The sequence below is a fragment of the Leptolyngbya sp. AN02str genome, assembly GCF_050565595.1.
Lineage (GTDB): Bacteria > Cyanobacteriota > Cyanobacteriia > Elainellales > Elainellaceae > Kaiparowitsia.
Window position 1 is genome coordinate 25,253 of the sequence record NZ_JBNXVR010000002.1, and the last position, 26,225, is coordinate 51,477.

20 protein-coding genes are annotated in these 26,225 nt (G+C 51.7%); 7 read left to right on the forward strand and 13 right to left on the reverse strand.

Annotated features, from left to right (window positions below; translation table 11 throughout):
• Positions 1-285: 285 nt before the first annotated feature.
• The 8 genes from ACQ4M4_RS01925 to rpsT form a co-directional block, all read right to left on the reverse strand.
• A complete protein-coding gene (locus ACQ4M4_RS01925) occupies positions 286-1,452 on the reverse strand; it encodes a zinc-dependent alcohol dehydrogenase (RefSeq protein WP_430682759.1) in 1,167 nt (388 codons plus the stop codon).
• Positions 1,453-1,563: 111 nt separating this feature from the next.
• Positions 1,564-2,259: an SRPBCC family protein gene (locus ACQ4M4_RS01930; protein WP_430682760.1), complete on the reverse strand. Its 696-nt coding sequence runs from the start codon at positions 2,257-2,259 to the stop codon at positions 1,564-1,566.
• Between the two features lie 65 nt (positions 2,260-2,324).
• Positions 2,325-2,498, reverse strand: coding sequence for a hypothetical protein (locus ACQ4M4_RS01935; RefSeq protein WP_430682761.1), 174 nt, complete (start codon positions 2,496-2,498; stop codon positions 2,325-2,327).
• A 322-nt stretch (positions 2,499-2,820) separates the two neighbouring features.
• Positions 2,821-6,834, reverse strand: a complete 4,014-nt coding sequence (locus tag ACQ4M4_RS01940) for a DNA-directed RNA polymerase subunit beta' (RefSeq protein ID WP_430682762.1) — start codon at positions 6,832-6,834, stop codon at positions 2,821-2,823.
• Positions 6,835-6,939: 105 nt separating this feature from the next.
• Positions 6,940-8,814 (reverse strand): DNA-directed RNA polymerase subunit gamma, encoded by a 1,875-nt coding sequence (locus tag ACQ4M4_RS01945; RefSeq protein WP_430682763.1) that lies wholly within the window; start codon positions 8,812-8,814, stop codon positions 6,940-6,942.
• A gap of 128 nt (positions 8,815-8,942) precedes the next feature.
• The gene (rpoB, locus tag ACQ4M4_RS01950) at positions 8,943-12,239 is read right to left on the reverse strand and encodes a DNA-directed RNA polymerase subunit beta (RefSeq protein ID WP_430682764.1); all 3,297 of its coding nucleotides are present in this window, start codon (positions 12,237-12,239) and stop codon (positions 8,943-8,945) included.
• 417 nt (positions 12,240-12,656) lie between these two features.
• A complete protein-coding gene (locus ACQ4M4_RS01955; RefSeq protein WP_430682765.1) occupies positions 12,657-13,493 on the reverse strand; it encodes a TatD family hydrolase in 837 nt (278 codons plus the stop codon).
• Between the two features lie 248 nt (positions 13,494-13,741).
• Positions 13,742-14,023: a 30S ribosomal protein S20 gene (gene rpsT, locus ACQ4M4_RS01960; protein ID WP_430682766.1), complete on the reverse strand. Its 282-nt coding sequence runs from the start codon at positions 14,021-14,023 to the stop codon at positions 13,742-13,744.
• A gap of 241 nt (positions 14,024-14,264) precedes the next feature.
• Between rpsT and hisD the strand changes: the two genes are divergently transcribed.
• A complete protein-coding gene (hisD, locus tag ACQ4M4_RS01965; protein ID WP_430682767.1) occupies positions 14,265-15,620 on the forward strand; it encodes a histidinol dehydrogenase in 1,356 nt (451 codons plus the stop codon).
• 416 nt (positions 15,621-16,036) lie between these two features.
• On the opposite strand, the gene ACQ4M4_RS01970 is transcribed toward hisD, so the two are convergent.
• A complete protein-coding gene (locus ACQ4M4_RS01970; protein WP_430682768.1) occupies positions 16,037-16,429 on the reverse strand; it encodes a hypothetical protein in 393 nt (130 codons plus the stop codon).
• Between the two features lie 59 nt (positions 16,430-16,488).
• Positions 16,489-16,788 carry an ATP-dependent Clp protease adapter ClpS gene (gene clpS / locus ACQ4M4_RS01975; RefSeq protein ID WP_430682769.1) on the reverse strand — a complete coding sequence of 100 codons (300 nt, stop codon included), beginning with the start codon at positions 16,786-16,788 and terminating at the stop codon, positions 16,489-16,491.
• A 163-nt stretch (positions 16,789-16,951) separates the two neighbouring features.
• Between clpS and ACQ4M4_RS01980 the strand changes: the two genes are divergently transcribed.
• Both ACQ4M4_RS01980 and ACQ4M4_RS01985 read left to right on the forward strand, forming a co-directional pair.
• The gene (locus ACQ4M4_RS01980) at positions 16,952-17,149 is read left to right on the forward strand and encodes a hypothetical protein (RefSeq protein ID WP_430682770.1); all 198 of its coding nucleotides are present in this window, start codon (positions 16,952-16,954) and stop codon (positions 17,147-17,149) included.
• Between the two features lie 42 nt (positions 17,150-17,191).
• Complete coding sequence (locus ACQ4M4_RS01985; RefSeq protein ID WP_430682771.1) at positions 17,192-17,599, forward strand: hypothetical protein; 408 nt, start codon at positions 17,192-17,194, stop codon at positions 17,597-17,599.
• Between the two features lie 422 nt (positions 17,600-18,021).
• Here ACQ4M4_RS01985 and ACQ4M4_RS01990 read toward each other — a convergent pair whose 3' ends face one another.
• Positions 18,022-18,216 carry a hypothetical protein gene (locus ACQ4M4_RS01990; RefSeq protein ID WP_430682772.1) on the reverse strand — a complete coding sequence of 65 codons (195 nt, stop codon included), beginning with the start codon at positions 18,214-18,216 and terminating at the stop codon, positions 18,022-18,024.
• 430 nt (positions 18,217-18,646) lie between these two features.
• Between ACQ4M4_RS01990 and ACQ4M4_RS01995 the strand changes: the two genes are divergently transcribed.
• Together ACQ4M4_RS01995 and ACQ4M4_RS02000 are read left to right on the forward strand one after the other, a co-directional pair.
• A complete protein-coding gene (locus tag ACQ4M4_RS01995) occupies positions 18,647-18,982 on the forward strand; it encodes an STAS domain-containing protein (protein WP_430682773.1) in 336 nt (111 codons plus the stop codon).
• Positions 18,983-19,117: 135 nt separating this feature from the next.
• On the forward strand, positions 19,118-21,817 hold the full coding sequence (locus ACQ4M4_RS02000) for a TIGR03960 family B12-binding radical SAM protein (protein WP_430682965.1): 2,700 nt from the start codon (positions 19,118-19,120) through the stop codon (positions 21,815-21,817).
• A gap of 120 nt (positions 21,818-21,937) precedes the next feature.
• On the opposite strand, the gene ACQ4M4_RS02005 is transcribed toward ACQ4M4_RS02000, so the two are convergent.
• Positions 21,938-22,063, reverse strand: a complete 126-nt coding sequence (locus tag ACQ4M4_RS02005; protein ID WP_430682774.1) for a hypothetical protein — start codon at positions 22,061-22,063, stop codon at positions 21,938-21,940.
• 457 nt (positions 22,064-22,520) lie between these two features.
• On the opposite strand from ACQ4M4_RS02005, the gene ACQ4M4_RS02010 reads away from it, so the two are divergent.
• Both ACQ4M4_RS02010 and ACQ4M4_RS02015 read left to right on the forward strand, forming a co-directional pair.
• Positions 22,521-24,599 carry an Rne/Rng family ribonuclease gene (locus ACQ4M4_RS02010; RefSeq protein WP_430682775.1) on the forward strand — a complete coding sequence of 693 codons (2,079 nt, stop codon included), beginning with the start codon at positions 22,521-22,523 and terminating at the stop codon, positions 24,597-24,599.
• A gap of 41 nt (positions 24,600-24,640) precedes the next feature.
• The gene (locus ACQ4M4_RS02015) at positions 24,641-25,309 is read left to right on the forward strand and encodes a ribonuclease HII (protein WP_430682776.1); all 669 of its coding nucleotides are present in this window, start codon (positions 24,641-24,643) and stop codon (positions 25,307-25,309) included.
• A 123-nt stretch (positions 25,310-25,432) separates the two neighbouring features.
• On the opposite strand, the gene ACQ4M4_RS02020 is transcribed toward ACQ4M4_RS02015, so the two are convergent.
• A complete protein-coding gene (locus tag ACQ4M4_RS02020; RefSeq protein WP_430682777.1) occupies positions 25,433-26,023 on the reverse strand; it encodes a DUF1997 domain-containing protein in 591 nt (196 codons plus the stop codon).
• Positions 26,024-26,225 lie beyond the last annotated feature (202 nt).

Below are 26,225 nucleotides of genomic sequence, written 5' to 3' on the forward strand. Positions count from 1 at the left end.
TTGGCGATCGCGCTTCAACACGACTACCATTCGAACGAAAGCTGCCCAAAACGTAAAACGCAGGTGAACCGTTTTTTGATGACACAAACGTTTTACTCGCTCAAGCCTGTAGACATGAACATTAGCCTTCCTGTACGACCCATTGCGTAACGCACACCTCTCAGAAGTACCCCTTGTTGCTTACACAACGCGCATGCAACAAGGGGTACTTCCGATTACTTGGAACTGACGTTAATTAACTTGCTTATCGAGCGTTCCAAACAGGCGCTAGCTTCAGACTTAGGGTTATGGCTTCAACACAACCTTGATGCAGTTTTCTTGCTTATCGCGGAAGATTTTGTAGGCATTAGGCGCTTCTTCCAATGGCAAGGTATGGGTAATCACAAACGAAGGGTCAATCTCACCATTGCGAATGCGCTCCAGCAAAGGTCCCAGATATTTGTGAACATGAGTTTGTCCCGATCGCATCGTCAATCCCTTATTCACAAAGGCACCCATCGGCATTTTGTCGATAAAGCCACCATACACCCCCGGCACGGAGACCTTCCCACCTTTGCGACAGGCCACAATTGCCTCTCGCAGCACCGATGCGCGGCCCGTCTCCAAACGGAACGTTTGCTTGATGCTATCGTAGGCTGCCATAAATCCAGTACCATGGGCCTCCATGCCAACTGCATCAATACAACAGTCAGGGCCACGTCCGCCTGTCATTTCCTTCAGGGCTACGCCAGTTTCCACTTCTTCATAGTTCAGCACTTCGGCTCCGCCCAACCTGGCCATGTCTAGCCGTTCTGGAAAGCGATCAATCGCAATCACCCGTTCTGCCCCCAGCATCAAGGCGCTGCGGATGGCGAATTGGCCTACAGGCCCGCATCCCCACACAGCAACGGTGTCTCCGGGTTGAATGTCACAGTTCTCCGCAGCCATGTATCCCGTAGGAAAAATATCCGTTAGGAATAAAACCTGCTCATCCGTTAGCCCTTCAGGAATCTTGAGTGCGCCCACATCTGCAAAGGGAACGCGCACGTACTGAGCCTGACCGCCCGCATAACCACCCAGCAGGTGGGAATAGCCAAACAAGCCCGAAGGAGAATGCCCATACAGTTTCTCAGCCATCCACGCGTTGGGGTTTGAGTTGTCGCAGAGAGACCACAGATCGCGCTGACAGAAGAAACAGTTCCCGCAAGAAATGGTGAAAGGAATAACGACGCGATCGCCAATCTGGAGGTTCTTGACTGCCGCCCCCAACTCAACCACCTCGCCCATAAACTCATGGCCGAGAATATCGCCCGACTTCATGGTGGGAATGTAGCCATCATAAAGGTGCAAATCTGAACCACAAATGGCGGTTGAGGTTATTTTGAGGATGGCATCCCGAGGATTCAGAATCGTTGGGTCCGGAACCGTATCTACTCGTACATCTCCGGCTCCGTGCCAGCAGAGTGCTCTCATTGCGTTCTCCTAAAAAATGTTTGGGTCGGGTCTTTCTTGGTCAGGAACTAGCTTGGTTCAGGGCTAACGATGCTCATAAGAGGCCAAAAGCTCAGTCCAACAGAACAGGGATTACGAACCCCGGGGCTGACCTTCATTTGTGGCAATTTCGCCAGCTTCCATCAGCATCTTGAATCGAGCGAGGTCATCCCCAATTTGCTGTTCCGGGTTCTCCCCAAACAGACGAGCAATAGCCGCTGTAACAGTCCCGCCCGGTGGGCTGTACTCAATCACCACTTTCACTTCGGTGCCGCGATCGCCCGTCGCCGGTTGAAATCGCACAAACCCAGAGTTTTCAATATCCGCATTTTGAGAAGCGACCCAGGCAATTAAATGATTGGGTTCGTCGGTCACAATCTCGGCATCCCATTCCACCTCAGCCCCCAACGGAGCGCTGGCAACCCAGTGAGAATGGCGATCGTCTAAAACAGTTACCGATTTCAAGTGCCTCATAAATTGAGGTAAATTGCCAAAATCCCGCCAAAAGGCATACAGCTCTGAGGCAGGCCGATTAATCGTAGCGGTGCGCTCGGCTCGAATTGCGTTGTTGTTGAGACCAACGGCATCTTGAATTTGGTTCACGGTGCTGTTTCCCGTGGCTCCTTGGTAGACCAGCCCACCTCCGGCAACAGCCGTCAATACGCCTCGTAGAGATCGATCTCTCAACCCCATCAAAACCAACGCGCCACCACCCAGGAGGGAAGCCCACCGTTCTAGATCACCCGGCTGAGTGTTTGGTTCTTGCTTTTGCTGAATTGTTTCTTCCACGACCTTGCTCCCATGTGGATCTACGAGCGATCGCCTCATTACCCACCTACTCACCCGCGCAAGCCCTAGGCCAAGGCAACCCACTCTGCGACCACTATAGAAAGCGCCAACCCAGAAAATCGTCGGTCAGGAGTAAGAGAAGAAGCAGACTCATCAATGGTTTGGGGCTCTTCCAATAGAAGTAGGCTCTTCAAAGCAACATAGGCCGAGGCTCCCATTTTTGTTTGCGCAATGGGCATACCAAGGCATACAAAAAAGGCTGTTCTGAGAACGTCAGTCTCGGTTAAGGTCTTTTCTGAAGTTTGCGCGGCGCGCAAACTTCAGAAAAGCCCATTTTTGCGTGCGCAACGCGCACGCAAAAATGGGCACTTCAGCTTATCCAAAACTCAGGTTTCTGAGAGAATTGCGCGCTACTCAATAACTGACACTCACAAAAAAGAACCTGTGTTCATAACACAGGTTCTTTCAAAAGAAATTGAGAGAGAAATGACTAAGAGATGAGATTACCTAGACAGGGATAGTCAGCTCGCCAATCCGCAAGCTGACGCCCCTTTCTAGAAATTAATCATCGTCCCCCATATCATCCTCTTCCTCTTCGGCGCTACCACCGCCAACAAGCTCATCAAAACCACCCTCATCATCTAGGATGGGTGAGCCGCTGCCAAAGCCATAGCTACCTCGGGAGAAGTCAGATCCACTATTGCGCAGCGCTTCTGTCGGAAAGACATCGAAACCGCCCTCTAGCTCATAGGTACGAGCCGTGCGATCATCGAGCACCACATCCCCCAACGTCATGTCATCTTCAAAAACACTGCCCTCATAGGTCAGGTCAATTTCGACATTGTTGGGTTCTTCGTAGGCATTAAAGCCAGTACCCGCCGGAATCAAACGTCCAATAATCACGTTTTCCTTCAGACCGCGCAACCAGTCTGACTTACCCTCGATCGCCGCTTCAGTCAACACCCGAGTCGTTTCCTGGAAACTGGCCGCCGAGATGAAGCTATCGGTGTTGAGCGAAGCCTTGGTAATACCCAACAACACAGGAGTATACTCGGCAGGGGCACCACCCGTAATGGACATGGCTTCGTTGACCTGATGAATTTGGCGCAGTTCTACCAATTCACCTGGCAGCATAGTCGTGTCGCCACCATCATCCACGCGCACTTTCGAGGTCATCTGTCGCACAATCACTTCAATGTGCTTGTCCGAAATTTCGATACCTTGCGACTGGTACACCGACTGTACCTCATTCACCAAGAAAGTTTGAACCTTCTCTAGGCTCTTCAGTGCCGCTTCGTAGGAGCCCATGCTCTCACGATACAGCTGGAAAAACACGTCGAGGATTTCGTGAGGATTGGCAGGACCATCGGTGAGAGGCTCAGCAGCATCCACTTCTTGGCCGTCCACGACCAGCAAGCTCTGACCCGGAGCGATAGGGTATTCGGTGACTACACCATCTGCCTCTACGATCTTAATTTCGACCGTTTCATCATCGCTGTACACCACCTGAGCCGTACCGGGGCGAGCCGCGATAATGCTGGCTTCCTTCGGCTTCCGAGCTTCCAGCAGCTCCTCAATTCGAGGTAGACCCTGAATGATGTCTCCAGTCTTGGCGCGCTCAAACACCAGCAGCACCAGGTTGTCACCCCGCTGCACTAGGTCGCCATTGTCAATGTGCAACACGGCACCCGCTGACACACGATAAGGGCGAGCCGATCGCAGCGTCACTTGACCGTTCTCTAGCGATAGCACTTGACCCGATTCAGGCGTGATGACACCCGAAGCAATTTCAGTACCAGCAACCAGCAGGTCTCCCGGCTTGACCGTTGGAGTCTTGCCTTGAGTATCTAGCACTTCCATATCCGTGCTGCGAACAATCAGCAAACGACGAATCGTTTCGCCAACGCCAATTCCGCGCACTTCGCCGCCTTCTTTACACTGAATTTCCGTGCGGGCAACCACAGCTCCTGCCGTGATTTGATCGCCATCTTCCACCAACAGGCGAGTGTAGGTGCTGCCCTGAGTCTGGTCAGCCGCAACATCACGACGAATGACTAAGGACTCTAGAATGACCAGCTGGAGACGCATCACATCTGAATTCGATTCATCCGGAACCAGCTCAATGTCAGCAGCTAGATGAGGAGTCTGGGTGTCGATTTCCAACACCAGTTGAGTCCTCAGCAGTTCCAAGCCTTCAACCGATTTGACGCGATCGCCATCCTTGTACAGAATGCGCTGCACTGCCCGCATTTGAATTGAGCGCGCAGCATCTTCGCTCGATGAGGTCTGGCTGGGCACCGGAGGCTCATCGGGTACGGTGTACTCTGTCACCGGACGCAGCAACAGAGCGGGGCCTTCTGGCGTTTCCACATACTCGACGTAGCGCAGTTCTGAGGAAGACAGCCCCGGAACCACCTCATCTCCAGGCAGCACAATCGAGCCATCCTTGCCAGCGATCGCATCGGGGTTATCCACCATATGCAGTTCACCCGGCTTGATGACAATTTCCCGCAGAATGTCATTCTTTTGGGTCACTTCCACCACACCATTACTCTGGCAGAAGATATCCTTCACCACTTCGGTGCCCGCTTCAACATACTGGCCGTCTTCCACCAGCAGCAACGAGATATCTTTGTTCACCTCGTGGGATTCTTCGGGAATCCACAGAATCGTGCCACCCTTAACAACTTCGTAGCCCTGCTTGGCTTTACCTTTCTTGGCAACTTCAATCCCTGAGAACTTGATGATGCCACCCGTGTGAGTGTGGTAGCGATCGTCAATCAGCTCCGCCACGACCTGACCATTGGTAACCTTGGTGCCAGGGGTGGCAATCAGAGAGAAGCGCTGGTTGTTTTGCGTTTCGATAACGTAGTGCTCACGCCCTTGGCCACTTTCGGCAATAACTTGAGCCTGATCCAACTGAACCGACGCGGTGATGATTTCCACTTCACGGGGACCTTTCGCTTCCCCTTCGGGCGGAATGCGCACCGTACCACCGTTTTCAGTAACCAGTTTGGTTTCCGCCAAGATGCTGTTAGATTCGACGCGATCGCCATTCTTCACCACAGGTTCTGCACCAGGAGGCAAGTTATACACCTCGCCTGACAGCACCCAGATCAGGCCACCTCGCTGAGCGCTACGAGTAGTGTTGCCCTGACGGTCCTTCTTCTCTTCCGGAACCACATCGGCAAACAGCACCTCACCCGCCAAGTCCGAGGCCACGTCCTTAGTTGCCTTTTCCGTCACTTTGCGCACCCGGCCAGTTACCGGCAATTCCACAATCGTGTAGCCTTGAGTGACGGTCTCACCATCCTTGGCAAACAGAATCGAACCTTGAGGAATGGTGTGAGCTTCTTTCTTATTGCCCTGCTCAATGGTCAGGTCAATGTTCGACTCCACAATCAGCGCATCTTCACCGTGGCGAGTCCGGTAGGGACGAGACCGGAACTGCTTTTGTTTTAGATGCACCACCCCATCAAAGGGAGCGCGAATCTGAGGTACTTGCTCACCCGTGAAGGTTCCACCCGTGTGGAAGGTTCGCATCGTCAGCTGCGTTCCCGGCTCCCCAATGGACTGGGCTGCAATAATTCCGACAGCTTCACCCAAGTCCACCATTGAGGCATGAGCCAGGCTCCAACCGTAGCACATCTGACAAACCGAGCGAGTCGCCTCACAGGTTAATGCGGCTCGCACTGTGATTTCTTCAACCTTGGCTGCACCGACCAGCTTAGCCATGTCCTCAGAAATGGCTTCATTGCGGGCAACAATCACCTCACCCGTTTTGGGGTGCAAAATATCCTCTGCCGCCACTCGGCCCAACAGACGATCCTGCAACGGAATGAGGACGCGCTCGCCATCAGTCATACTGCGCAACTTAATGCCGCGCTCGGTACCACAGTCTAGCTCTCGAATAATCACATCCTGCGACACGTCCACCAAACGACGGGTCAGATATCCCGAGTCCGCTGTTCGCAGCGCTGTGTCTACCAATCCCTTCCGGGCTCCGTAGGACGAAATGATGTATTCCGTCACGGTCAGTCCTTCGCGGAAGTTGGTTTTAATCGGCAAGTCAATGATTTCTCCTTGTGGGTTGGCCATTAGACCCCGCATACCCACCAGCTGGCGCACTTGAGAGATGTTGCCTCGGGCACCCGAGAACGCCATCATGTACACCGAGTTGAGCGGATCGCTTTCTTTGAAGTTACGCACCACCTCATCTTTGAGCTCTTCGCTGGTGCTGTTCCATGTATCAATTACCTTTTGGAAGCGCTCCACTTCGGTAATGTCACCTCGGCTGTAGCGCTCTTCCGTTTTCCGAATTTCTTCTTCCGCCTCAGCTAACAGTTGCCGCTTGCTGGGCGGAACCTGCAAGTCATCCACGCTAATGGACACCCCGGCACGAGTCGCAAATTGAAAGCCCAAGGCCTTTAACTCGTCTGCCACCTGAGCTGTCCGTGCCGTTCCATAGTGCGTGAATGACCAAGCAATTAGGTTCCGCAACTGCTTCTTATCAACGACCCGGTTGCGAAAAACAATCGCTTGCGCAGGTTTTTGATTTGCGTTTTGCTCCGCCATCGTGATCTTGCCCCTCGATAAATATTGTCGCCATGCATCACGTATCAGCTATGGATGGGCTATGCTCTGGTGCGATCGCCCATCCCTTCGTCATTACAAACCGGCCTAGCTGACCAACGTATCTAGAACTGCTTTGTTGTAGATAATCCGCCCAGGAGTGGTGTAGATGTACTGAGACAACACATTTCCGTTGGCATCTTCCCGCACACGGCGCAGCTTATACAGCTTTGTTACGGTACCGTCAGCAGCGGTTTCCACCTTTTCGGGCTCACTATCTTTCACAGATGTTTCGACTTCGCCTTCAAATCGAACCCACACATAGGCATGAAGGTCTACTATCCCTTGCTCATAGGCCATGATGGCATCATCAAGGCTTGAGAAATAGCGCCCAGCACCCTTAGTTGCATTGGGGTTCTCTGCCGTCAGGTAATAACACCCCAAAACCATGTCCTGACTCGGCGTGATGATGGGTTTTCCTGTCGCAGGCGATAACACGTTGTTCGAGGCCAGCATCAACAAACGGGCTTCAGCCTGAGCTTCGAGCGACAGTGGCACGTGAACCGCCATCTGGTCACCGTCAAAGTCTGCGTTAAAGGCAGGACACACCAACGGATGCAGCTGAATAGCACGACCTTCAACGAGAATCGGTTCAAACGCCTGAATCCCCAGTCGGTGCAGCGTCGGAGCTCGGTTCAGCATCACAGGGTGCCCTTCAATCACCTCTTCCAGCACATCCCACACCTGTGGGTCGTTGCGCTGAATCATCTTCTTCGCCGCCTTGATGTTGTTCACCAAACCCTGACGAATCAAACGGTGGATGACGAACGGCTGGAACAGTTCGATCGCCATTTCCTTGGGCAGACCGCATTGGTGAATCTTGAGCCGTGGACCCACCACAATCACCGAGCGACCAGAATAGTCAACCCGCTTACCCAACAGGTTTTGACGGAATCGGCCTTGCTTTCCTTCAATAATGTCGGACAGCGATTTCAGCGGACGGTTGTTGGCCCCTACCACGGTACGGCCACGACGACCGTTATCAATCAGAGCGTCTACCGCTTCCTGCAACATCCGCTTCTCGTTTCGCACGATAATCTCAGGAGCCAAGATTTCCTGCAAGCGCGCTAATCGATTGTTCCGGTTGATAACTCGACGGTAGAGGTCGTTCAAGTCAGACGTCGCAAAGCGGCCACCATCTAACTGCACCATTGGACGCAGATCGGGAGGAATCACCGGAATTACCGACAAAACCATCCAATCGGGCTGCGAGCCTGTGGCCACAAAGTTGTCAATCACTCGCAGTCGCTTGATCAGCTTGGCGCGCTTCTGGCCCTTGGCAGTGGTGATTTCTTCCCGCAGTTGTTCGGCTTCTTTCTCTAATGCCAAATCCTGAAGCAGGCGCTGGAGCGCTTCTGCTCCAATTCCAACTTCAATTCCAGACAGTTGAGAGTCTTCGCTATATAGCTGATCTTCAATTTCAATCCACTGATCTTCTGTCAGCAGTTGCTTATAGCTGAGATTGTCAGCATTGCCGGGATTCAGCACCACATAGGCGTTGAAATAGACAATTTGCTCAACATCCCGTAAGGGCATATCCAGCAAAATCGCCATGTAGCTGGGAATTCCCTTGAGGTACCACACATGGGTGACCGGAGCTGCCAGCTTGATGTAGCCCATCCGGTGTCGGCGTACACGAGACTCCGTGACTTCCACCCCGCAACGCTCGCATACAATACCTCTGTGACGCACCCGCTTGTATTTGCCGCAGTGGCATTCCCAGTCCTTCGCAGGCCCAAAGATTCGCTCACAAAACAAGCCATCCATTTCAGGCTTCAGCGTCCGGTAGTTGATCGTTTCAGGCTTGGTAACTTCGCCCACGACCATCCCATTGGGTAGGGTGCGCTCTCCCCATTGGCGAATCCGCTCTGGAGATGCCAATCCAATCTTGACGTAGTCGAATCGCTGCTCGAGCTTAGGCATCGGTTATTTCCTTGAACACTTCAATAAGTAGCTAGTAATGAGGCGATCGCACGGAGTCACAGCCGGGAGGCCAATCGCCCATGAAGCACATAAGGGCGATCGTCAGCCTCCCAACCGTATCTCAGACCTTAGTCTTCAACTTCTTCCATCTCGTCCCGCGAAATTGACTCGTAGGTAGGACGCGACGGAGCACGACGCGAACTCACATCCGCCATCAAATCGATTTCCACATCGCGGCTGGTGCCATCTTCCTGGGTTTGCAGCTTATGCGCCGCAATATCCAAACAGAGCGACTGGAGTTCTCGCATCAACACCTTGAACGACTCTGGCGTACCCGGACGGGGAATCGGCTTACCCTTCACGATGGCATTCAGCGCTTCGTTTCGACCTTGCATATCGTCCGACTTCACCGTTAGCAGCTCTTGCAGAATGTAGGCGGCACCAAATGCCTCCAGTGCCCACACCTCCATCTCTCCAAAGCGCTGACCGCCCTGTTGAGCCTTACCGCCCAGAGGCTGCTGCGTCACCAGCGAGTATGGGCCAGTCGAACGAGCATGAATCTTGTCATCTACCAAGTGAACCAGTTTCAGCATGTAGGCCTTACCAATGGTCACCGGGCGATCGAACGGTTCGCCGGTTCGTCCGTCGTACACCTGAATTTTGCCGGGGTTGTCAGGGTTAAAGACCCAATCCTTACCCGTCTTATTCCGAGCGGCTTGCAGTTTGCCGTGGGTCGATAGACGCGACGCCTCTTCCCCGTGCATTTCGTCAAACGGTGTGATCTTGAAACGCACATTCAGGTTTTCTGCGGCCCAGCCGAGCAAGCACTCAAACACCTGGCCCACATTCATTCGAGAAGGTACACCCAGCGGGTTCAACACGATGTCTACCGGGGTACCATCGGGCAAGTAGGGCATGTCCTCAATTGGCAGAATGCGGGAAATGATGCCCTTGTTGCCGTGGCGTCCGGCCATCTTGTCGCCCACCTGAATCTTGCGCTTCTGAGCCACATAGACACGAACCACCATATTGGCTCCGGGGGGCAGTTCATCGCCCTGCTCACGGGTAAACACCCGCACGTCCACAACGCGGCCTTTCTCACCATTCGGTACCCGCAGCGAGTTGTCGCGCACGTCTCTGGCTTTTTCACCAAAGATGGCCCGCAGCAACTTTTCTTCGGGAGGCTGATCCGACTCACCTTTCGGCGTTACTTTACCCACCAGAATATCGCTGGATTCAACCCAGGCACCAATGCGAATGATGCCGTTTTCGTCGAGCTGACGCAGCGCATCTTCACCCACGTTGGGAATTTCTCGCGTGATTTCTTCGGGGCCGAGCTTGGTTTGACGCGCTTCAATCTCATACTTCTCAATGTGGATGGAAGTGTAAACGTCGTCGTAGACTAACCGCTCACTGATGAGGATGGCGTCTTCGTAGTTGTAGCCTTCCCATGGCATGTAGGCCACGAGAATATTTTGACCCAACGCAATCTCACCGCTTTCCGTGGCAGAACCATCCGCCAAGATCTGCCCTGCGACGACGCGATCGCCCTGAGACACAATCGGTCGCTGATTCAAACAGGTATCCTGGTTGGATCGTTGGTACTTTTGCAGGATGTACTCAACTTCTTTGCCATCCTTGCCCTGCACCCGAATCCGGTTAGCATCCACATAGGACACCTCACCATCGACCCGGTTGACAATCACCATACCGGAGTCACGAGCGGTCTGCCCTTCCAAGCCCGTCCCCACCAAGGGTCGCTCAGGATGGAGCAAAGGCACCGCCTGCCGTTGCATGTTAGAGCCCATCAGCGCTCGGTTGGCGTCATCGTGCTCCAGAAATGGAATTAGCGAAGTCGCCACGGAAATAATCTGCACAGGAGACACCGCCACATAGTCCACCTCTAAAGGTGTTGTGGTCGTAAAGTCTTGGCGATAGCGCACTGGTACCTGATCCCCAAGGATGTACCCTTCCTCATCCATCGGAATGTCACCCGGAGCCACCCGCAGGTCATCCTCTTCATCTGCCGTCATGTAGAGGGGAGGCTGATCCTTCAGCAGTCGGCCATTTTCTACCTTGCAGTAAGGCGTTTCAATAAAGCCATAGGAGTTGACTCGGGCGTGCGTTGCCAGCGAACCAATCAGACCCGCATTAGGCCCTTCTGGGGTTTCAATCGGGCATATGCGGCCATAGTGCGATGGGTGAATGTCTCGCACCGCAAAGCCAGCACGCTCTCGAGTCAAACCACCAGGACCTAGGGCGCTGAGACGACGCTTATGGGTCAACTCCGCCAGCGGATTAGTTTGATCCATGAACTGGGACAGCTGAGACGAGCCGAAAAACTCTTTAATTGCAGCTACCAACGGCTTGGGGTTCACCAGCGAGGCGGGGGTTAGCGCATCCGCATCCGAAACGGTCATCCGCTCTCGGATAATCCGCTCTAAACGGTTGAGACCGACACGCACCTGATTTTGCAACAGCTCACCTACCGAGCGCACCCGGCGATTACCCAAGTGGTCAATGTCATCAACATTGCCAATATCAAATTCCAGGTTAATCAAGTAATCGATCGCTGAAAGAATATCCTGCGGAGTCAGCACCCGCACAGGCTCGGGCACACTGAGGCGCAGCTTCTTATTGAGCTTGTAACGACCCACCCGCCCCAGATCATATCGCTTGGGATCAAAGAAGCGAGAATCCAAGAGCTGCTGCCCACCTGAAACGGTAGGAGGTTCACCAGGCCGCAGTTTCCGATACAGCTCCATTAGGGCTTCTTCTTCCGAGAACTGCCCTTCCTTCTCAATGGTCTTTTGAAAATATTCGGGATGGCGCAATGCATCAAAGATTTCGCCATCGCTCAACCCCATTGCCTTCAACAAAACTTGAGCCGACAGCTTCCGAGTTTTGTCAATCCGAACCCACACTAGGTCGTTCTTGTCCGTCTCAAATTTAAGCCAAGCTCCCCGGTTAGGAATCAGGCTGGCATTGTAAGAACGCCGTCCGTTTTTATCGGTTTCAGCTTTGTAGTAAACACCAGGGCTACGAACGATCTGATTGACAATGACCCGTTCGGCTCCGTTGATAATAAATGTTCCCCGATCGGTCATCAACGGTAGATCCCCGATGAAGACTTCTTGCTCTTTAATTTCACCCGTCTCTTTGTTAATCAGACGAGTTGGCACATACATTTGTACGGCATAGGTTGCATCCCGACGTTTTGCTTCATCAACGTCGTACTTGGGGCGCTTGAGCTTGTAGTCCTTACCCAAAAAATGCAGTTCCAGCTTGCCGGTATAGTCCGTAATAGGAGAAAAGCTATCGAGTTCTTCAATCAAACCCTCTTCCAAAAACCAGCGGAAGCTAGCACGCTGAATTTCAACCAGATCGGGCAGAGTAAAGTTGGCGGCTTGGATTGCGTTAGTCATGCGTCTCCTCGAAACGGGTCGCTTCAGAGATAACCCTTGGTTAACTTAGTACAAAATCTGACAACAAAATCCTCAGTCCTTCATGGGTGGAAAGAACTGAGAATCAATAAATAGAGCGAACGTTGATGCTGCGGGATATTGGATGAATCAACAATAGGAAACAGCAAATACGGTTGGTGCAAGTTGAAATTGTGGAGCAAACATAGCAGCAAGAGGAAACGCACAGCTCTAGATCGGAGCCTCTTGAAATGGCTCTCTGCGGCTACTGACTGTGGGGGATCTCATCCTGCGAGGGGAATTTTAAACAAATACTCTTGACAAGGCAGCCTCCCTTCATTCCTTTAAAATTATGCCGTATCTGCTCCATTCTGTGTCATCAACTTTCAGAAAAGTCTTGACAAATCTGGAGAGCCGTTGCTAAGCAAGCGAGACAGCCTCTGAATTCGTATGATGTAAGGTGGGCAGATCGGCTAAGATCTTCAAGCCAAATAGGTTGCAGGCATTCTGTGTTGTAGTTGCAGCCAACTGGGTTAAGGATTCACCTCGTAACTCGGAAACCCGTTCTGCTACATAGCGAACGTATGCAGGTTGATTTCGGCGATCGCCCCGCTTGGGTGCTGGCGAGAGGAAAGGACAATCTGTCTCGACCAGTAGGCGATCGGCAGGAACAAGCCGGGCTGACTCGTGAACTTGATGAGCATTTTTGAAGGTGACAATGCCGCTGAAGCTAATGTAAAAGCCCAAATCCAAAAACCATTGGGTTTCTTCGGGTGTACCACTCCAACAATGCATGACACCCCGAACAGGTCCTTCATCTTGCCAGACAGTGCGCAACAGCTCGGCCATTTCGGGTGCTGCATCTCGGCAATGAATGATGATTGGGCGGTTGAGCTGGCGTGCGATCGCCAGCTGCGACAAAAAGACCGCGATTTGCTGATCGCGATTATCTGCCTTAAAAAAGTCCAACCCAATCTCACCAATTGCCACAACTCTGGTGTCCGAGCGGGCTAGAGACAAAATCTCTGCCGCCGTTGTGTCACGCCATTGGTCTACATCTAATGGATGCAAACCAACTGCAAACGACAGCTCAGGGAATTGATCAGCGATCGCCTGAATTGCCGAGAACTCACCAGGTTCAACACAGGAATGCACTAAAGCAACCACGCCAGCCTCTCGCCATGCCGCAGCAACCTCCGCCATATCTGGCTGAAAGTCTTCAAAGTTGAGATGAACATGCGTATCAATTAGATACATGGCAAAGCGAGTTGACGACCAAAGTAACTAACAAGCAGAAAAGCCCTGTATACGCGATTGGCACTGAAACAGGACCAAAATCAGGCTTTACCTTGCTGCCGAACAGTGCACTCAAGGCAGCAAATCCCAGTTGTGGCACGTATCGCCAGCACAACCTGATTATTTAGTCAGTTTCCACCGAATCACGACTTACCCATGATTGGCTTGCCGTCCCTCAGGAAGGAAAGGGCGAAGCCTAATGGAGCAACTTACTGAGTTTTCAGCGCCTTGGCCAAACGAGACTTTTTACGAGCACCATTGTTGGGGTGCAACACACCGCGCTTTACAGCCTTGTCAATTTTGCTGAAAGCCGCGGCCATGCGTTGCTGTACTTCTTTTTCCAGCTCAGGCGAGGGGTTCGCTAAATACTCAGAAGCGGCTGTAAAATAGCGCTTCATCAGGGTACGAACTGCGGACTTGTAGGACTTGTTGCGCAGACGGTTGCGCTCTGAAATTTGAACTCGCTTGATTGCAGACTTGATATTAGCCACGGCTACTCTCTGTACCTGTTAAGTCTTTTGGCAATTCACTATTTTAGCGAATGACTGGCCCATTTATCAAATCTTATCTTTAAAATTCTCTCTATGACATTCATCTCAGGATACGCAAACCACCGAAAATACAAGCTAATCTAGAAGAAGGTCATCGTTAACCAATCGTTGCTCAACAGCATTTGGGAATGAGGTGACTTCGTAATCTGAATGGTTGGCATTCTTTTTTCCAAAAGTGGCAATGCTGCGAATTATTAATCAGCGCTCTGAAGCTCTCACGGAATTGCGACGGATTTGCGATCGCACCCATGATGACCAAATGATCCATAAGGAAGCAACTGTTCAACAGGTGCTGCAAGCGGTGAGACGACAGGGCGATCGCGCGGTCCTGCACTACACAGAAGAATTTGACCAGCTATCACTAAAGCCCGAAGACCTGAGAGTGAGTGGTGCAGAAATGGATGCTGCTTACCAACAGGTTTCCAAAGAGCTGCTCTCTGCGCTTCGGCTTGCCTGTCGCAATATTGAAGCCTTCCACCAGCAGCGACTACCCAAAAGCTGGGTTCAGTTTGGCGAAAACGATGTGGTGCTTGGCAAGCGCTACACTCCCGTCGACCGAGCGGGGATTTACGTACCCGGCGGACGGGCTGCATATCCTAGCACAGTGTTGATGAATGCGATTCCCGCCAAGGTTGCCAAGGTGCCTCGCATTGTGATGGTGACACCTCCATTACCCGATGGCACCGTAAACCCGGCAGTGCTGGTAGCCGCCCAAGAAGCTGGGGTGAGCGAAATTTACCGCGTGGGTGGAGCTCAGGCGATCGCCGCATTGGCGTATGGCACAGAAACCATCCCCAAAGTGGATGTCATCACCGGCCCTGGCAATATCTATGTCACGTTGGCCAAAAAGTTGGTATATGGCACAGTTGGGATTGATTCTCTGGCTGGCCCTTCCGAAGTTTTGGTGATTGCCGATAGCAGTGCCAACCCCACCTTCGTTGCAGCAGACTTGCTGGCTCAAGCCGAGCATGACCCCATGGCAGCGGCAATTCTGTTAACAACTGATTCAGGCTTGGCCCTGAAAGTTGTTGCCGAAGTCGAAAGAATGCTGGTAAACCACCCGCGCCGCATGCTAACCGAAAAGGCGATCGCCCATTATGGAGTCATCGTTGTCATTGACTCGTTAGAGGCTGCTGCCGAACTCTCCAATGAATTTGCACCCGAGCATCTAGAACTTGAAGTGGAAGATCCCTGGAGCTTGGTTGAGCAGATCCGCCATGCTGGAGCCATCTTTCTCGGGAGTTCTACACCCGAAGCCATTGGCGACTATTTGGCTGGGCCAAACCACACCCTGCCAACTTCCGGGTCTGCCCGGTATGCATCGGCGCTCACCGTCGAAACCTTTATGAAGCACTCTAGCCTCATTCAGTATTCGCCCAAAGCGCTGAACCATGTTGCGAGTGCCGTGGATACCCTGGCAACAGCAGAAGGGTTGCCATCTCATGCAGACTCAGTGCGACTGCGGGTTCAGCAGCAGCAAGCAGAGGCCACCACAGATGCCTCAAGCTTTAGCGAAGATTCGGAATCAGCAGGTTAAGCCCCCATTGAGCTGCTCCGCAAATAATCTACTGTTGACGAAACGCACGGTTTTATCAAACGCCAGTTTTGGTTTACGGCTGTTCCAGGGGTTGCGCTAGAATAGCCTATGATTGCCTGTGCGTTGCGCAAGCAGAAGAAATAAGGGCGCTTTGGCATATCCAGAGCAGACCTGACTCTACAAAACAAAAGAGCCGTACGTGCATAGATGCGGTGCCCTGTTTTCACCTGAGTTTTGGATAAGCTGAAGTGCCCATTTTTGCGTGCGCGTTGCGCACGCAAAAATGGGCTTTTCTGAAGTTTGCGCGCTGCGTAAACTTCAGAAAAGCCCATAACCGAAACTGACGTTTTTTTTCGTGCCGCTGTTTTTGTAAATGGTACGTAATGAAATCGCGTCGAAACGCAAAAAACAAAATCTTAACTGCCTGTATGGTCAGTGCTCAGCCAACGCTTGAGATTAATAAGACTCAGGGTTTGGCCAAGGCTCAGCGGCAGCACAGAAACCCCAGCCAACGAAGACTGAATCCATCCATCCCCCCAATACCATTGATGGTATCCATCAATTCCCTGACTCAGTAGCAAGCACAAGGAATTGCCATCAACCGACTGAACCTGATGCCGCACAGAAATAGGTCCCAACCAGCTTGTAAAGGTATCTCCGACCTTGAGAACATCCGGCAAGCCTTCCGGTAAGCGGGCGGGCATCATCCACTGCCGAAGCTTATCCGGTTGCAGCAAACAATCTCGAATGATCGCTTCCGAAGCTTCAACTTCAACTCTCAGATTGCTTTGCTGAAAAGTTCCCAACATGGTTTGGTACCGGATTTCGAATGAACTGAGTTAAGGCTTTACTTTAACGAAACAGCAGCCTATTCATCTGGTTCAATTGTACTGATCAAACCGTGAGCTTTGAGGGTGTCGCAGTAAAACTCAGCATGCTCTTGAGCACAAGTAATCACTAAGGCTACGCCATTTGTGTGAGCCTCCATCATAATGCTGACGGCTTGAGGCATTGTTAGGCTGGTAACCGTTTTGAGCAAAACCTGAACCACATGCTCCATGCTGTTGAAATCATCATTGTGCAAAAGCACCTTGTAGCGAGGCGCCGGCTTTTTGATGGTTGATTGGTCAGGAGATGTTGAACGCTTTTCAAGAGTTTCAACAGACATAAGCCAACCTCTTTAACGTCTTAAAGTCTCGTGCAGCAGTGAAATTGAAGTCGAAAATTTGGGGCATCTGAGCGGTGCTATCAAAAGTCCTGGCAGACTAACCTGCCTACCCACGCTACCACTGGCCGTAGGGTTGAGTTTATATTTCTCAATATTCTAAAGGATGTGCACTTTTCCTTCAATGTCGGTCGGTTTAGGTTGTAAAGCGATCGATCGCCTCCTCTTCTGGGTTTTGCATCCTGCAGGGTGCTATGGCGGACAAGATGCGGGCGAATATCGGTTAAACGATGGGTCTGGCGCGGGCTTTGTCTATCTTCCCCAACATCTCGATCTTCTTAGCTCTACCAAGTTTGAGTCATGATGGGGAAGGAACGTCTGGGAAGGAATAGGCTGCTGAAGTTTGATGTCGAATCCTCAACTTGTCACAAACCACGCAATTCTGTGTGTCGACCTCGCAACAGATCGGCTTTTTAGCGAAGTCATTCAGGAAGCAGAAAATCGGCCATTTTATTGGGTACGGCCACTGATTCTTCAAATTGGGCTGGATGCAGATCAAATGCAACTCAACCAGTCCGTATATGAGCCGGATAGTTGGGACTACACAGTTTACGATGTTCGCCAAAGCGCCGATCTCATTTTGCCGCGATCGCTGTTTCGGCCCGCGCTTGATACCGAGGTTTTGCCCCTGATGACCCAACTGCACAGCCCAAAACACACCATGATTGGCGATCGCCTAGCAAAAGAGCAAATGCATCAGTTTGTACAACATTTATGGCGAACTTTTCCTCATGCGTTTGTCAACCCTCGCTAAGTTAGTCCTCACCAGTTTGACCATCGCGAATGCTTCAACAAACAATGGCCAGTCCCTTTGGATAAAAGTTCGAAGACTCTTTTCCAAAGGGACTGGCCTTGCCTGTAGCCAAGTATAGTGAAAATCGTTAGGGGCTAACTGAACGATTAGGCACGCTGTAAAAGCAGATAAGCCAACGATAGAGTCTTAAGGGAAAATCAGACTGTATCGGAATTGTTTACCTTTCGAAGCATACTTCTGGAGTGGAAAACTCTAATTTTTAGGAGAGCCGTTTCTCACGAGGGAGATGGACATGATCGCTTAGCGTTAGTGCCCAACCATCCATCACAAATCTTGTCATATCACGATAGAAGGGAAGCTAAATCGAACCTCTACCATTTGAGCGATCGCACACGCCAAAACATTCATCAAACTATCAGATGTTAAGGATTTGGAACGAGTCGAACCCGACCAGCATCCATTTCCGACATTAATAATTCTAAGGCTTCGTAGTCTACGTCCGAGATGTAGCCCAAACGAGTGAGTTCATAATTGATTTCATTCTCAATATCTGGCGTCAACTGCCGGATATGGAGCGCTCGAGACACAAGCTTGCGAATTGCGTGAGATGACTTCATAGGAGAGCTTTCTCCTTTACGACTGGGGGGCTAGCATTTGAATGTTTTTCTATTGTGGTATCTCAAATAGTGAAAGGAAGTGATCAACCTATCCTAAAAATTGTGATCCGCATCACAGCAGCTTTCACTCGTAGGGGTGATGTAATTTCTTCTTCCTTTAAACCCGTATATTTGCATACTTTTTGCGAAAAATCCTTGCTGAAAAATTTAGAAATTCAGGAATTTCACTTAAAGATATTGTGAAAAGAATGAATGATTACTGCCTCTCCCCAAAGAGCGGGATATAGTCCTGAGTATCTTGCAACGGGTTCGAAACTTTTCTTGAATTCTGGCTGCCCCCACATTTAGGTCGCTGGAACAGTTCATCTATGTTTTGCAATTCACTCGTTTAGAGTTTATCGGTGCTTTTAGGAAGATGGTAGAAGGCGACATGCAAATGATTACCCCCAGTTCATTCATGAATGTGTTTAAGCCCGAAGGCCACATCAATGCATCAAACGCAGCGCAACTGCAACAGGAGTTGTCCGATTTGGTCACGTCCGTTCACTGTGATTCACTCATAGTTGATATGAGTGAGGTGGAGTCTTTAGATAGTGCAGGGCTGATGGCACTGGTCGCGACCCTGAATCGTGCCCAGCAGTTGCACAAGACATTTGGAATTTGTAAAGTGCCTCCATCGATTCAGATCATTTTCGAGCTGACTCAACTCGATCAAGCGTTCAACATTTTTGATCAAGTGCCGATGGCAGAAGCGAGCTTGAACTAGTGCTGCTAACAGTTTGGGGGCGGCATCGTTCGCTTGCAACTTGATATTCCTTGGGTTGTGGGCCTCGGGCGATCGCAAATACGACTCGTATACTAGATCCGTAGTCGTGCTTGTGGTTTGCTTGAGGCTTTTACTGTGGCGATCGCAATTGATCAGTTAATCACTCCAGATATTCTTCGTCCTGCTCGCTACTTGGGCAACGAGCTGGGGGCTGTGCATAAACCTTGGGATGAGGCGCAAGTGCGCTGGGTGCTCACGTATCCAGAGGTTTACGAAGTTGGCTTCTCAAATCTGGGCCATATCATCTTGTACAGCATTGTGAATGCGCAACCCCGGCAACTGTGCGATCGCGCCTACTTACCCGCCGCCGACTTGGCCACAAAGTTGCGGCAAACGCAAACGCCGTTATTTGCCGTAGAGTCGCAGCGATCGCTCACCGAGTTCGACATTCTAGGCTTTAGCCTGAGCTATGAGTTGGGAGCCACCAACATTTTGGAAATGTTGGACTTGGCCGGAATTCCATTAACCTGGCGCGAACGTTCATCCACGGGAGCCTGGAATGTTGGCACTGACAGTTACCCACTCATTTTTGCTGGAGGCCAAACTGCTACCTCCAACCCAGAACCCTATGCTGACTTCTTTGATTTTATTGTGCTAGGCGATGGCGAGGAACTGCTGCCCGAAATTGGCCTAGTCGTCGAAGAAGGCAAAGCTGCTGGCCTCAGCCGAGAAGAGTTGCTGCTCGATCTAGCGCAAGTTCCCGGCGTGTATGTGCCGCAGTTCTATCAAATGGCCGCCGATGGCTCCGTTCATTCCATCCGGCCCGATGTACCGACCCGCATCGTCCGGCGGGTGGCAACACCCATGCCCGAGTATTCCATCGGTTTGGTGCCGTTTGTCGAAACTGTACACGATCGCCTCACCGTCGAAATTCGACGGGGATGCACCCGTGGCTGCCGATTTTGCCAACCAGGAATGTTGACTCGGCCCGCCCGCGACGTTGAGCCGCAGGCCGTGGTCGATACCATCGTTCAGGGCATGAACACCACAGGTTACAACGAGTTCTCGCTCCTATCGCTCAGCTGCTCCGACTATCTGGCACTGCCCAGCATCGGCATGGAGATTAAGAATCGCCTGAAAGATGAGAACGTCTCGCTCAGCCTGCCCAGCCAGCGCGTCGATCGCTTTGATGAAGATATTGCCAACATCATTGGCGGCATTCGCCAAAGTAGCCTCACCTTTGCTCCCGAAGCTGGAACGCAGCGACTGCGCGACATTGTGAACAAAGGATTGACCAATGAGGAGCTGTTGCGCGGGGTCAAAACGGCGTATGAGCAAGGCTGGGACCGGATTAAGCTCTATTTCATGATTGGCTTACCCGGCGAAACAGATGCCGATGTGCTGGGTATTGCGGAAACCATGCGCTGGCTCCAGCAAGAGTGCCGCATTAAGGGTCGTAAGCCCATTGGCTTTAACGTCACCATTTCTAATTTCACCCCCAAACCCCACACGCCGTTTCAGTGGCACTCCGTTTCCACATCGGAGTTTTTGCGTAAGCAAGAGCTGTTGCGGCAAGAGTTTCGCACCATTCGCGGATTAAAGGTGAACTTTACCGATGTGCGCATTTCGGCTATGGAAGACTTTGTTGGTCGAGGCGATCGCCGTCTTTCTTCTGTGATTCGTCGTGCGTGGGAGTTGGGCGCAGGCATGGATGCCTGGTGGGAAAGCCTGGAGCGAGCGTTTGGCGCATGGACTCAGGCGATCGCTGAATCTGACCTCACGTGGAAATATCGTCAGGTGGAGCAAGGCGAATGGAACTTGTTTCAGGATACGGATCAAACCAGTGGCGCGATTGCAGACCATTCGCAAGCAGCCTTGCAAAGCCTCGATGCACCACTTCCCTGGGACCACATTGATTCTGGCGTTGAGAAAAGTTGGCTCAAAACCGACTTGCAAAAAGCCTTGGCAGCAGCCACCGTACCCGATTGCTCATTCGATGGCTGCTCGCATTGCGGTGTATGTGGTGCCGATTTTGGCCACAATGTCGTCGTTCCACCCCAAGCCATTCCCAAGTTCGAGGGCCACTTTGTCCCCAATACTGAGCGAGCACAGCGCATTCGTCTCTGGTTTGGCAAACTCGGCAAGCTCACCTTAATCGGTCACCTTGATTTGATGCGACTGTTCGATCGGGCTGTTCGACGCGCCGGATTGCCCATTGCCTTTACAGGTGGCTTCCATCCCCAACCCCGTATTGTTCCAGCCTTGGCACTTCCACTGGGCGCATCCAGCAGCAGCGAAATTGTGGATTTTGACTTAACCGAAGCCATGGATCCACAGGAATTTCAAACTCGCTTTGCGAAAGAACTGCCGCCGGATATGCCCGTCTATTGCGCCGAGGAAATTCCGGTTGATGCACCCTCCGCAGCCAAAATCATGGCTCAAGCTGAATACTATTTACTTGTTGCACCAACTGCACCAGATATCGCAGTTGCCGAGGCGAATTCCGTTGCAGACTGGCCAAACTGGGTCACCAATGTACGCACCACGCAAGAGATTTGGGTGGAGCAGGTGAGCAAATCTGGCAAGGCACGGCAAGTCAACTTGCGCGATCGCCTGTTTGATATCGCCCTAACTGATTGGCCTAGCGAGCGAATGGCGCAACCCAGCAATACCCAATTTGCTGATGCGATCGCCCTCAGGTACATTGGCACCTGTCTTGCAGATGGCACGTCACTCCGGCCCGAACATGTTGTGCAAATGTTGGAGCAGGTATCGGGCAACACATTGCAACTGCTGCATGTTCATCGCAGTCACTTGCAACTTGCCTCGGACTAACTTAGTTAAGACTTACGCACATCATCCCAAAAAACAGGGGGTCGAATAATGGTTGGAGCGCTAAGCGCTCCAACCATTATTCGATTACGTAAGCCCTGTTCTAGAGCAGTACACGCCTCATCAACCCTGCGATCGCTCCCATTTCCGCAGCAGTTGGGTGAATGCCTGGTTGATTGCCATAAATGAGCCATATAGCTGTCGCCAGCATAGTTGAGACAAAAACATTTTGGGGGATGGCTTCACCATCCCCCAAATGTCCTAATCGAACTGGCGATCGCTATAACTGAATCGTTGGCATAGAAAACAAGCGAATTATTGAATTTCTACGGCACTCTTTCAGACACGCGCTATAATTCAACCTAAAAGACGCTGATGTAAGTTGCGACTCCCCTAAGATGCCAACGGCATTAGGTAGAGAAAATTGAATCGCAGCTTCTCCGCCAAGCTTTTGACAACCTCTTGGTTCGAATGGGTGCCTTCCATCTGGAAGAGAATTCCCTGGGGGGTTTAATCGTCCTACTTTTCAGTTGGCTGGCTGCCCTACGTGTTGGAGCTTGAAGCACCATCGGTAGGTAAAAGTCAGATAAGCGTTTATCTATGACCAGCGTCACGTTGTCAGAACTTGTCAGTATCAAACATTTGCACATGGCCCACCTCGCAAAAGAGACATTGCCTGTGCCATGCCATATTTTGAGGAAATTGAATGTCCAAACAAATTGTGATCGCAGAGCAGCATAGAATCGCTGCTGTGTTCTCCGAAGACCAAATTCAGGAGTTGATTGTCGCAACAGGAAGTCATCAAGTCGGCGATATTTACCTGGGTGTTGTGGAAAACGTGTTGCCCGGTATTGACGCAGCCTTTGTCAACATTGGAGACAGTGAGCGCAACGGTTTCATCCACGTCTCCGATCTGGGTCCACTCAAGCTTAAACGCGCCGCCGCATCCATTACTGAGCTTCTAGTTCCTCAACAAAAAGTGTTGGTTCAAATCATGAAAGAACCAACCGGCAACAAAGGCCCACGGCTAACGGGAAACATTAGTCTGCCGGGTCGTTATCTTGTACTCATGCCATCAGGCCGTGGCGTCAACCTGTCTCGACGCATTCGCAATGAGAATGAACGCAACCGTTTGCGAGCTCTTGCTATTCTTGTGAAGCCGGCTGGCATGGGGTTATTGGTTCGAACTGAAGCAGAAGGCGTCCCTGAAGAATCCATCATTGAGGATTTAGAAGCGCTACAAAAACAGTGGGAAGCCGTTCAGCAAGAAGCAATGACGACCCGCCCACCTTCTCTGCTCAATCGTGATGATGATTTCATTCAGCGTGTGCTGCGCGATGTATACAGTGCGGATGTGAACCGCATTGTTGTTGATTCACAAAATGGTACCAAGCGAGTCAAGCAGCACCTGAATAACTGGGGTGGCGGGAAATCTCCTCAGGGTGTGTTGATTGATCAACACCGCGAGCGCACAGCTATTCTGGAATATTTCCGAGTCAACGCAGCAATTCGAGAAGCCTTAAAGCCCAGAGTAGACTTGCCATCAGGCGGCTACATCATCATTGAACGTACTGAAGCGCTAACCGTCATCGACGTGAACTCTGGTTCCTTTACACGCTCAGCAACTGCCCGCGAAACAGTGCTGTGGACGAACTGCGAGGCGGCTACCGAAATTGCTCGACAGCTGCGCCTGCGAAATATTGCCGGAGTCATTGTGGTGGATTTCATTGATATGGATTCCCACCGCGACAAGTTGCAAGTGCTAGAGCAGTTTAATAAAGCGTTGCGAGCGGATAAAGCAAGACCCCAGATTGCTCAGCTGACAGAACTGGGGCTAGTGGAACTGACTCGGAAACGACAGGGGCAAAACATTTACGAACTATTTGGACGGCCTTGTCCGACCTGTGGTGGATTGGGCCATGTGGTGCATTTGCCCGGTGAGCCGGAGGAGGCGACTCAGGCACTAGAGCCAGCACGAGTTTTGCCGATGCCTGAGCCACGAGTGGCCGTTGCCGCCCGTGAGCCGTGGGATTCTGGAGCGGATGACTTTGCAAGCGAGGGTGGCTCCGATAATTTAGAGGTGAGTCTCTCCAACCATCCCAGCTATCAGGAACGGTCAAAGGGCGATCGCCGTCGTCGTCGTAGCCGAGGCACGCCACGCTCTGCTGAAATCGTTAATCGAGCCAATCCGATTAAGTTGGTGGATGCAGATACCGAAGCTCCTGAAACTTTTGTGACTGAAGAAGCGGCGATCGCTCCGCCAGTCGGACTTCCTACCATTCGCGAGAACCGAGCTGACAAACCCGAGCGTGAGCGGGGTGGTCGTTCTTCGAACCGGAGAGAGCGTCCTGCACCTGAACCGCCGCAAGTGGTGGCTGTAGAAATGACGGCTGAAGAACAGGAAGTTTATGCAGTCATGGGAATTTCGCCCATTGTGCTGGCACGAGAGCCGGTCAAAGATCCAAAAACGGTTGTTTTGTCAGTGATTTTGCCAGGTGAGCAGCCACCCTCGCTGGAGAGCATCAGCGCTGCTCAACTTCCTGTTGCTACAGCCAATGGCGATCGCAACAGCCAAAGTGGTTCGCAGGATGTAGAGGAGTCCGCACCTGTTGACACATCATCCGAGGTGAGTTCTGATGCGGATGATGCACCATCGCAGATTGAACTAATTTCCCTCCCATCAGATGAGGAAACCCCTGAGTTAGCGAATGCGGCAGGAGTTGCATCGGGTCGCCGCCGTCGGCGTCGCCGTTCTACGGCAGGAGGCAGTGACGGCGAAGACTAACCAAAACTCGCAGGGTGCATCTTGTGCAAATAGATTTGTCGGTGTCACCGAAGATTGCAGCGCAGTGGACCGCTGGTGTGGACGAAGTGGGCAGAGGCGCACTGTTCGGTCCAGTTGTTGCGGCAGCGGTGATTTTACCAAGTTGGGGCGTGGCGGAACTAGCCCACCAAGGCGTGACCGATAGCAAGCAGTTATCGGCAGCTCAGCGCGATCGCTTGTTTGTGCTGATTCGCGACACAGCAATCGATTGTCGCATCGGCTGGGCCTCTGTTCACGAGATCGATCGGTTCAATATTTTGCAAGCGACCTTTTTGGCCATGCGGCGAGCCGTTGCCCGGCTTGAGCCACAGCCTTGCTTGTGTTTGATTGATGGGAATCAGCGGGTTCCGGGCTTACCCATGGCCCAGCAAACCATCATCAAAGGTGACCAACATTCCGTTGCGATCGCCGCTGCAAGCATCATTGCCAAAGTTTGGCGCGATCGTCTCATTATCCGCTTAGCCCAACGCTATCCGGGCTATGGATTGGATGCGAACAAAGGATACGGCACTGCCAGCCACCGCAAAGCCATTCAGCAGATTGGAGCATCTCGCCAACATCGTCAGTCCTTCAAGCCATGCCAGCCGCAATCGTTGACAAATGATGAGGCCCTGATCCAGCAGACCATCATCCAACCCGGTCTTCCCGATGTGGCAATCTGCGAGCAGTGACCTTCGTTCTCGATCTTGCACAGATCTTGCAAGCAGATAGTGACCTAACAATCACCAAAGCACCACTGGCTATTTCGAGTAGCCATTTTGTCTTGCCGTGAAACCGTCTTGGAAATGTAAGCTTTAGCCTTGGGGTGTCAGAACCGAAGATGAGCGCGATCGCAAAGAGTCACATTCACTCTGCGCGTGATCAGCAAGCCAATTCTGATAATCGGCCAAAAGTTGATGGGTTAGCCGCTGCTTGATAGTTGCCAACACACTGCGCAATAATCCGTTACCCGTGGCCTCTAGCAGGGGCTTAGGGGTTAACCACAGCGCTGGCGGCACATCCACAGATACCACTAAGTTCGCTTCACCTTGCACAATGGTGTGACCATTGGTCTGCCGAGGTGCCAAGCAACCCTTAAGATCCAGGTGAAATCGATTGTTGATGTACTCAACGCCTCGAATCTCGCTACCAACCGATTGCAGATGAATGGCTCCATCTGCATCTAAGGTCAGCTTCAGGTCAACTGTCGGTTGAATCGTAAGCATCATAAAGTTGAGCGATCGCATCTTCAAACGAAACGTATCTGAAGACAAAAGCTCCACACGGCTTGGATCAACCAACGCTTTTATCAAACGCTGAGGCTGCCGCAAGTAATGCTCAATCGGAATGGGCTGTTGCGGTACAACCAGCTCAATAGACTGAGAAGCGTGAAATCGAGTTTGCATAATGAGTTGTGCGGCGGTATGACAGACGAGAATTCGAGCAACAAGTCTCAGCGGCCTCTAGCAAGCTCTACACAGCCTTGGAAGTGCAGCCGAGTCTTGGACAAATCGAGTCTTTCACTAGATGAGCAATATGACTCGATTGTTTAAATTTTACGATTTAACCGTAAAAATTACCTTGTTCTTTTGACAGACACAGGCTAGC

Coding starts and splice junctions, on each gene's coding strand:
- ACQ4M4_RS01925 (WP_430682759.1), bottom strand. CDS start 1,452: ATGAGAGCACTCTGCTGGCACGGAGCCGGAGATGTACGAGTAGATACG.
- ACQ4M4_RS01935 (WP_430682761.1), bottom strand. CDS start 2,498: ATGCCCATTGCGCAAACAAAAATGGGAGCCTCGGCCTATGTTGCTTTG.
- ACQ4M4_RS01940 (WP_430682762.1), bottom strand. CDS start 6,834: ATGGCGGAGCAAAACGCAAATCAAAAACCTGCGCAAGCGATTGTTTTT.
- ACQ4M4_RS01945 (WP_430682763.1), bottom strand. CDS start 8,814: ATGCCTAAGCTCGAGCAGCGATTCGACTACGTCAAGATTGGATTGGCA.
- rpoB (WP_430682764.1), bottom strand. CDS start 12,239: ATGACTAACGCAATCCAAGCCGCCAACTTTACTCTGCCCGATCTGGTT.
- ACQ4M4_RS01955 (WP_430682765.1), bottom strand. CDS start 13,493: ATGTATCTAATTGATACGCATGTTCATCTCAACTTTGAAGACTTTCAG.
- hisD (WP_430682767.1), top strand. CDS start 14,265: ATGCTGCGAATTATTAATCAGCGCTCTGAAGCTCTCACGGAATTGCGA.
- ACQ4M4_RS01970 (WP_430682768.1), bottom strand. CDS start 16,429: ATGTTGGGAACTTTTCAGCAAAGCAATCTGAGAGTTGAAGTTGAAGCT.
- clpS (WP_430682769.1), bottom strand. CDS start 16,788: ATGTCTGTTGAAACTCTTGAAAAGCGTTCAACATCTCCTGACCAATCA.
- ACQ4M4_RS01980 (WP_430682770.1), top strand. CDS start 16,952: ATGTGCACTTTTCCTTCAATGTCGGTCGGTTTAGGTTGTAAAGCGATC.
- ACQ4M4_RS01985 (WP_430682771.1), top strand. CDS start 17,192: ATGTCGAATCCTCAACTTGTCACAAACCACGCAATTCTGTGTGTCGAC.
- ACQ4M4_RS01990 (WP_430682772.1), bottom strand. CDS start 18,216: ATGAAGTCATCTCACGCAATTCGCAAGCTTGTGTCTCGAGCGCTCCAT.
- ACQ4M4_RS01995 (WP_430682773.1), top strand. CDS start 18,647: ATGCAAATGATTACCCCCAGTTCATTCATGAATGTGTTTAAGCCCGAA.
- ACQ4M4_RS02005 (WP_430682774.1), bottom strand. CDS start 22,063: ATGGTGAAGCCATCCCCCAAAATGTTTTTGTCTCAACTATGCTGGCGA.
- ACQ4M4_RS02010 (WP_430682775.1), top strand. CDS start 22,521: ATGTCCAAACAAATTGTGATCGCAGAGCAGCATAGAATCGCTGCTGTG.
- ACQ4M4_RS02020 (WP_430682777.1), bottom strand. CDS start 26,023: ATGCAAACTCGATTTCACGCTTCTCAGTCTATTGAGCTGGTTGTACCG.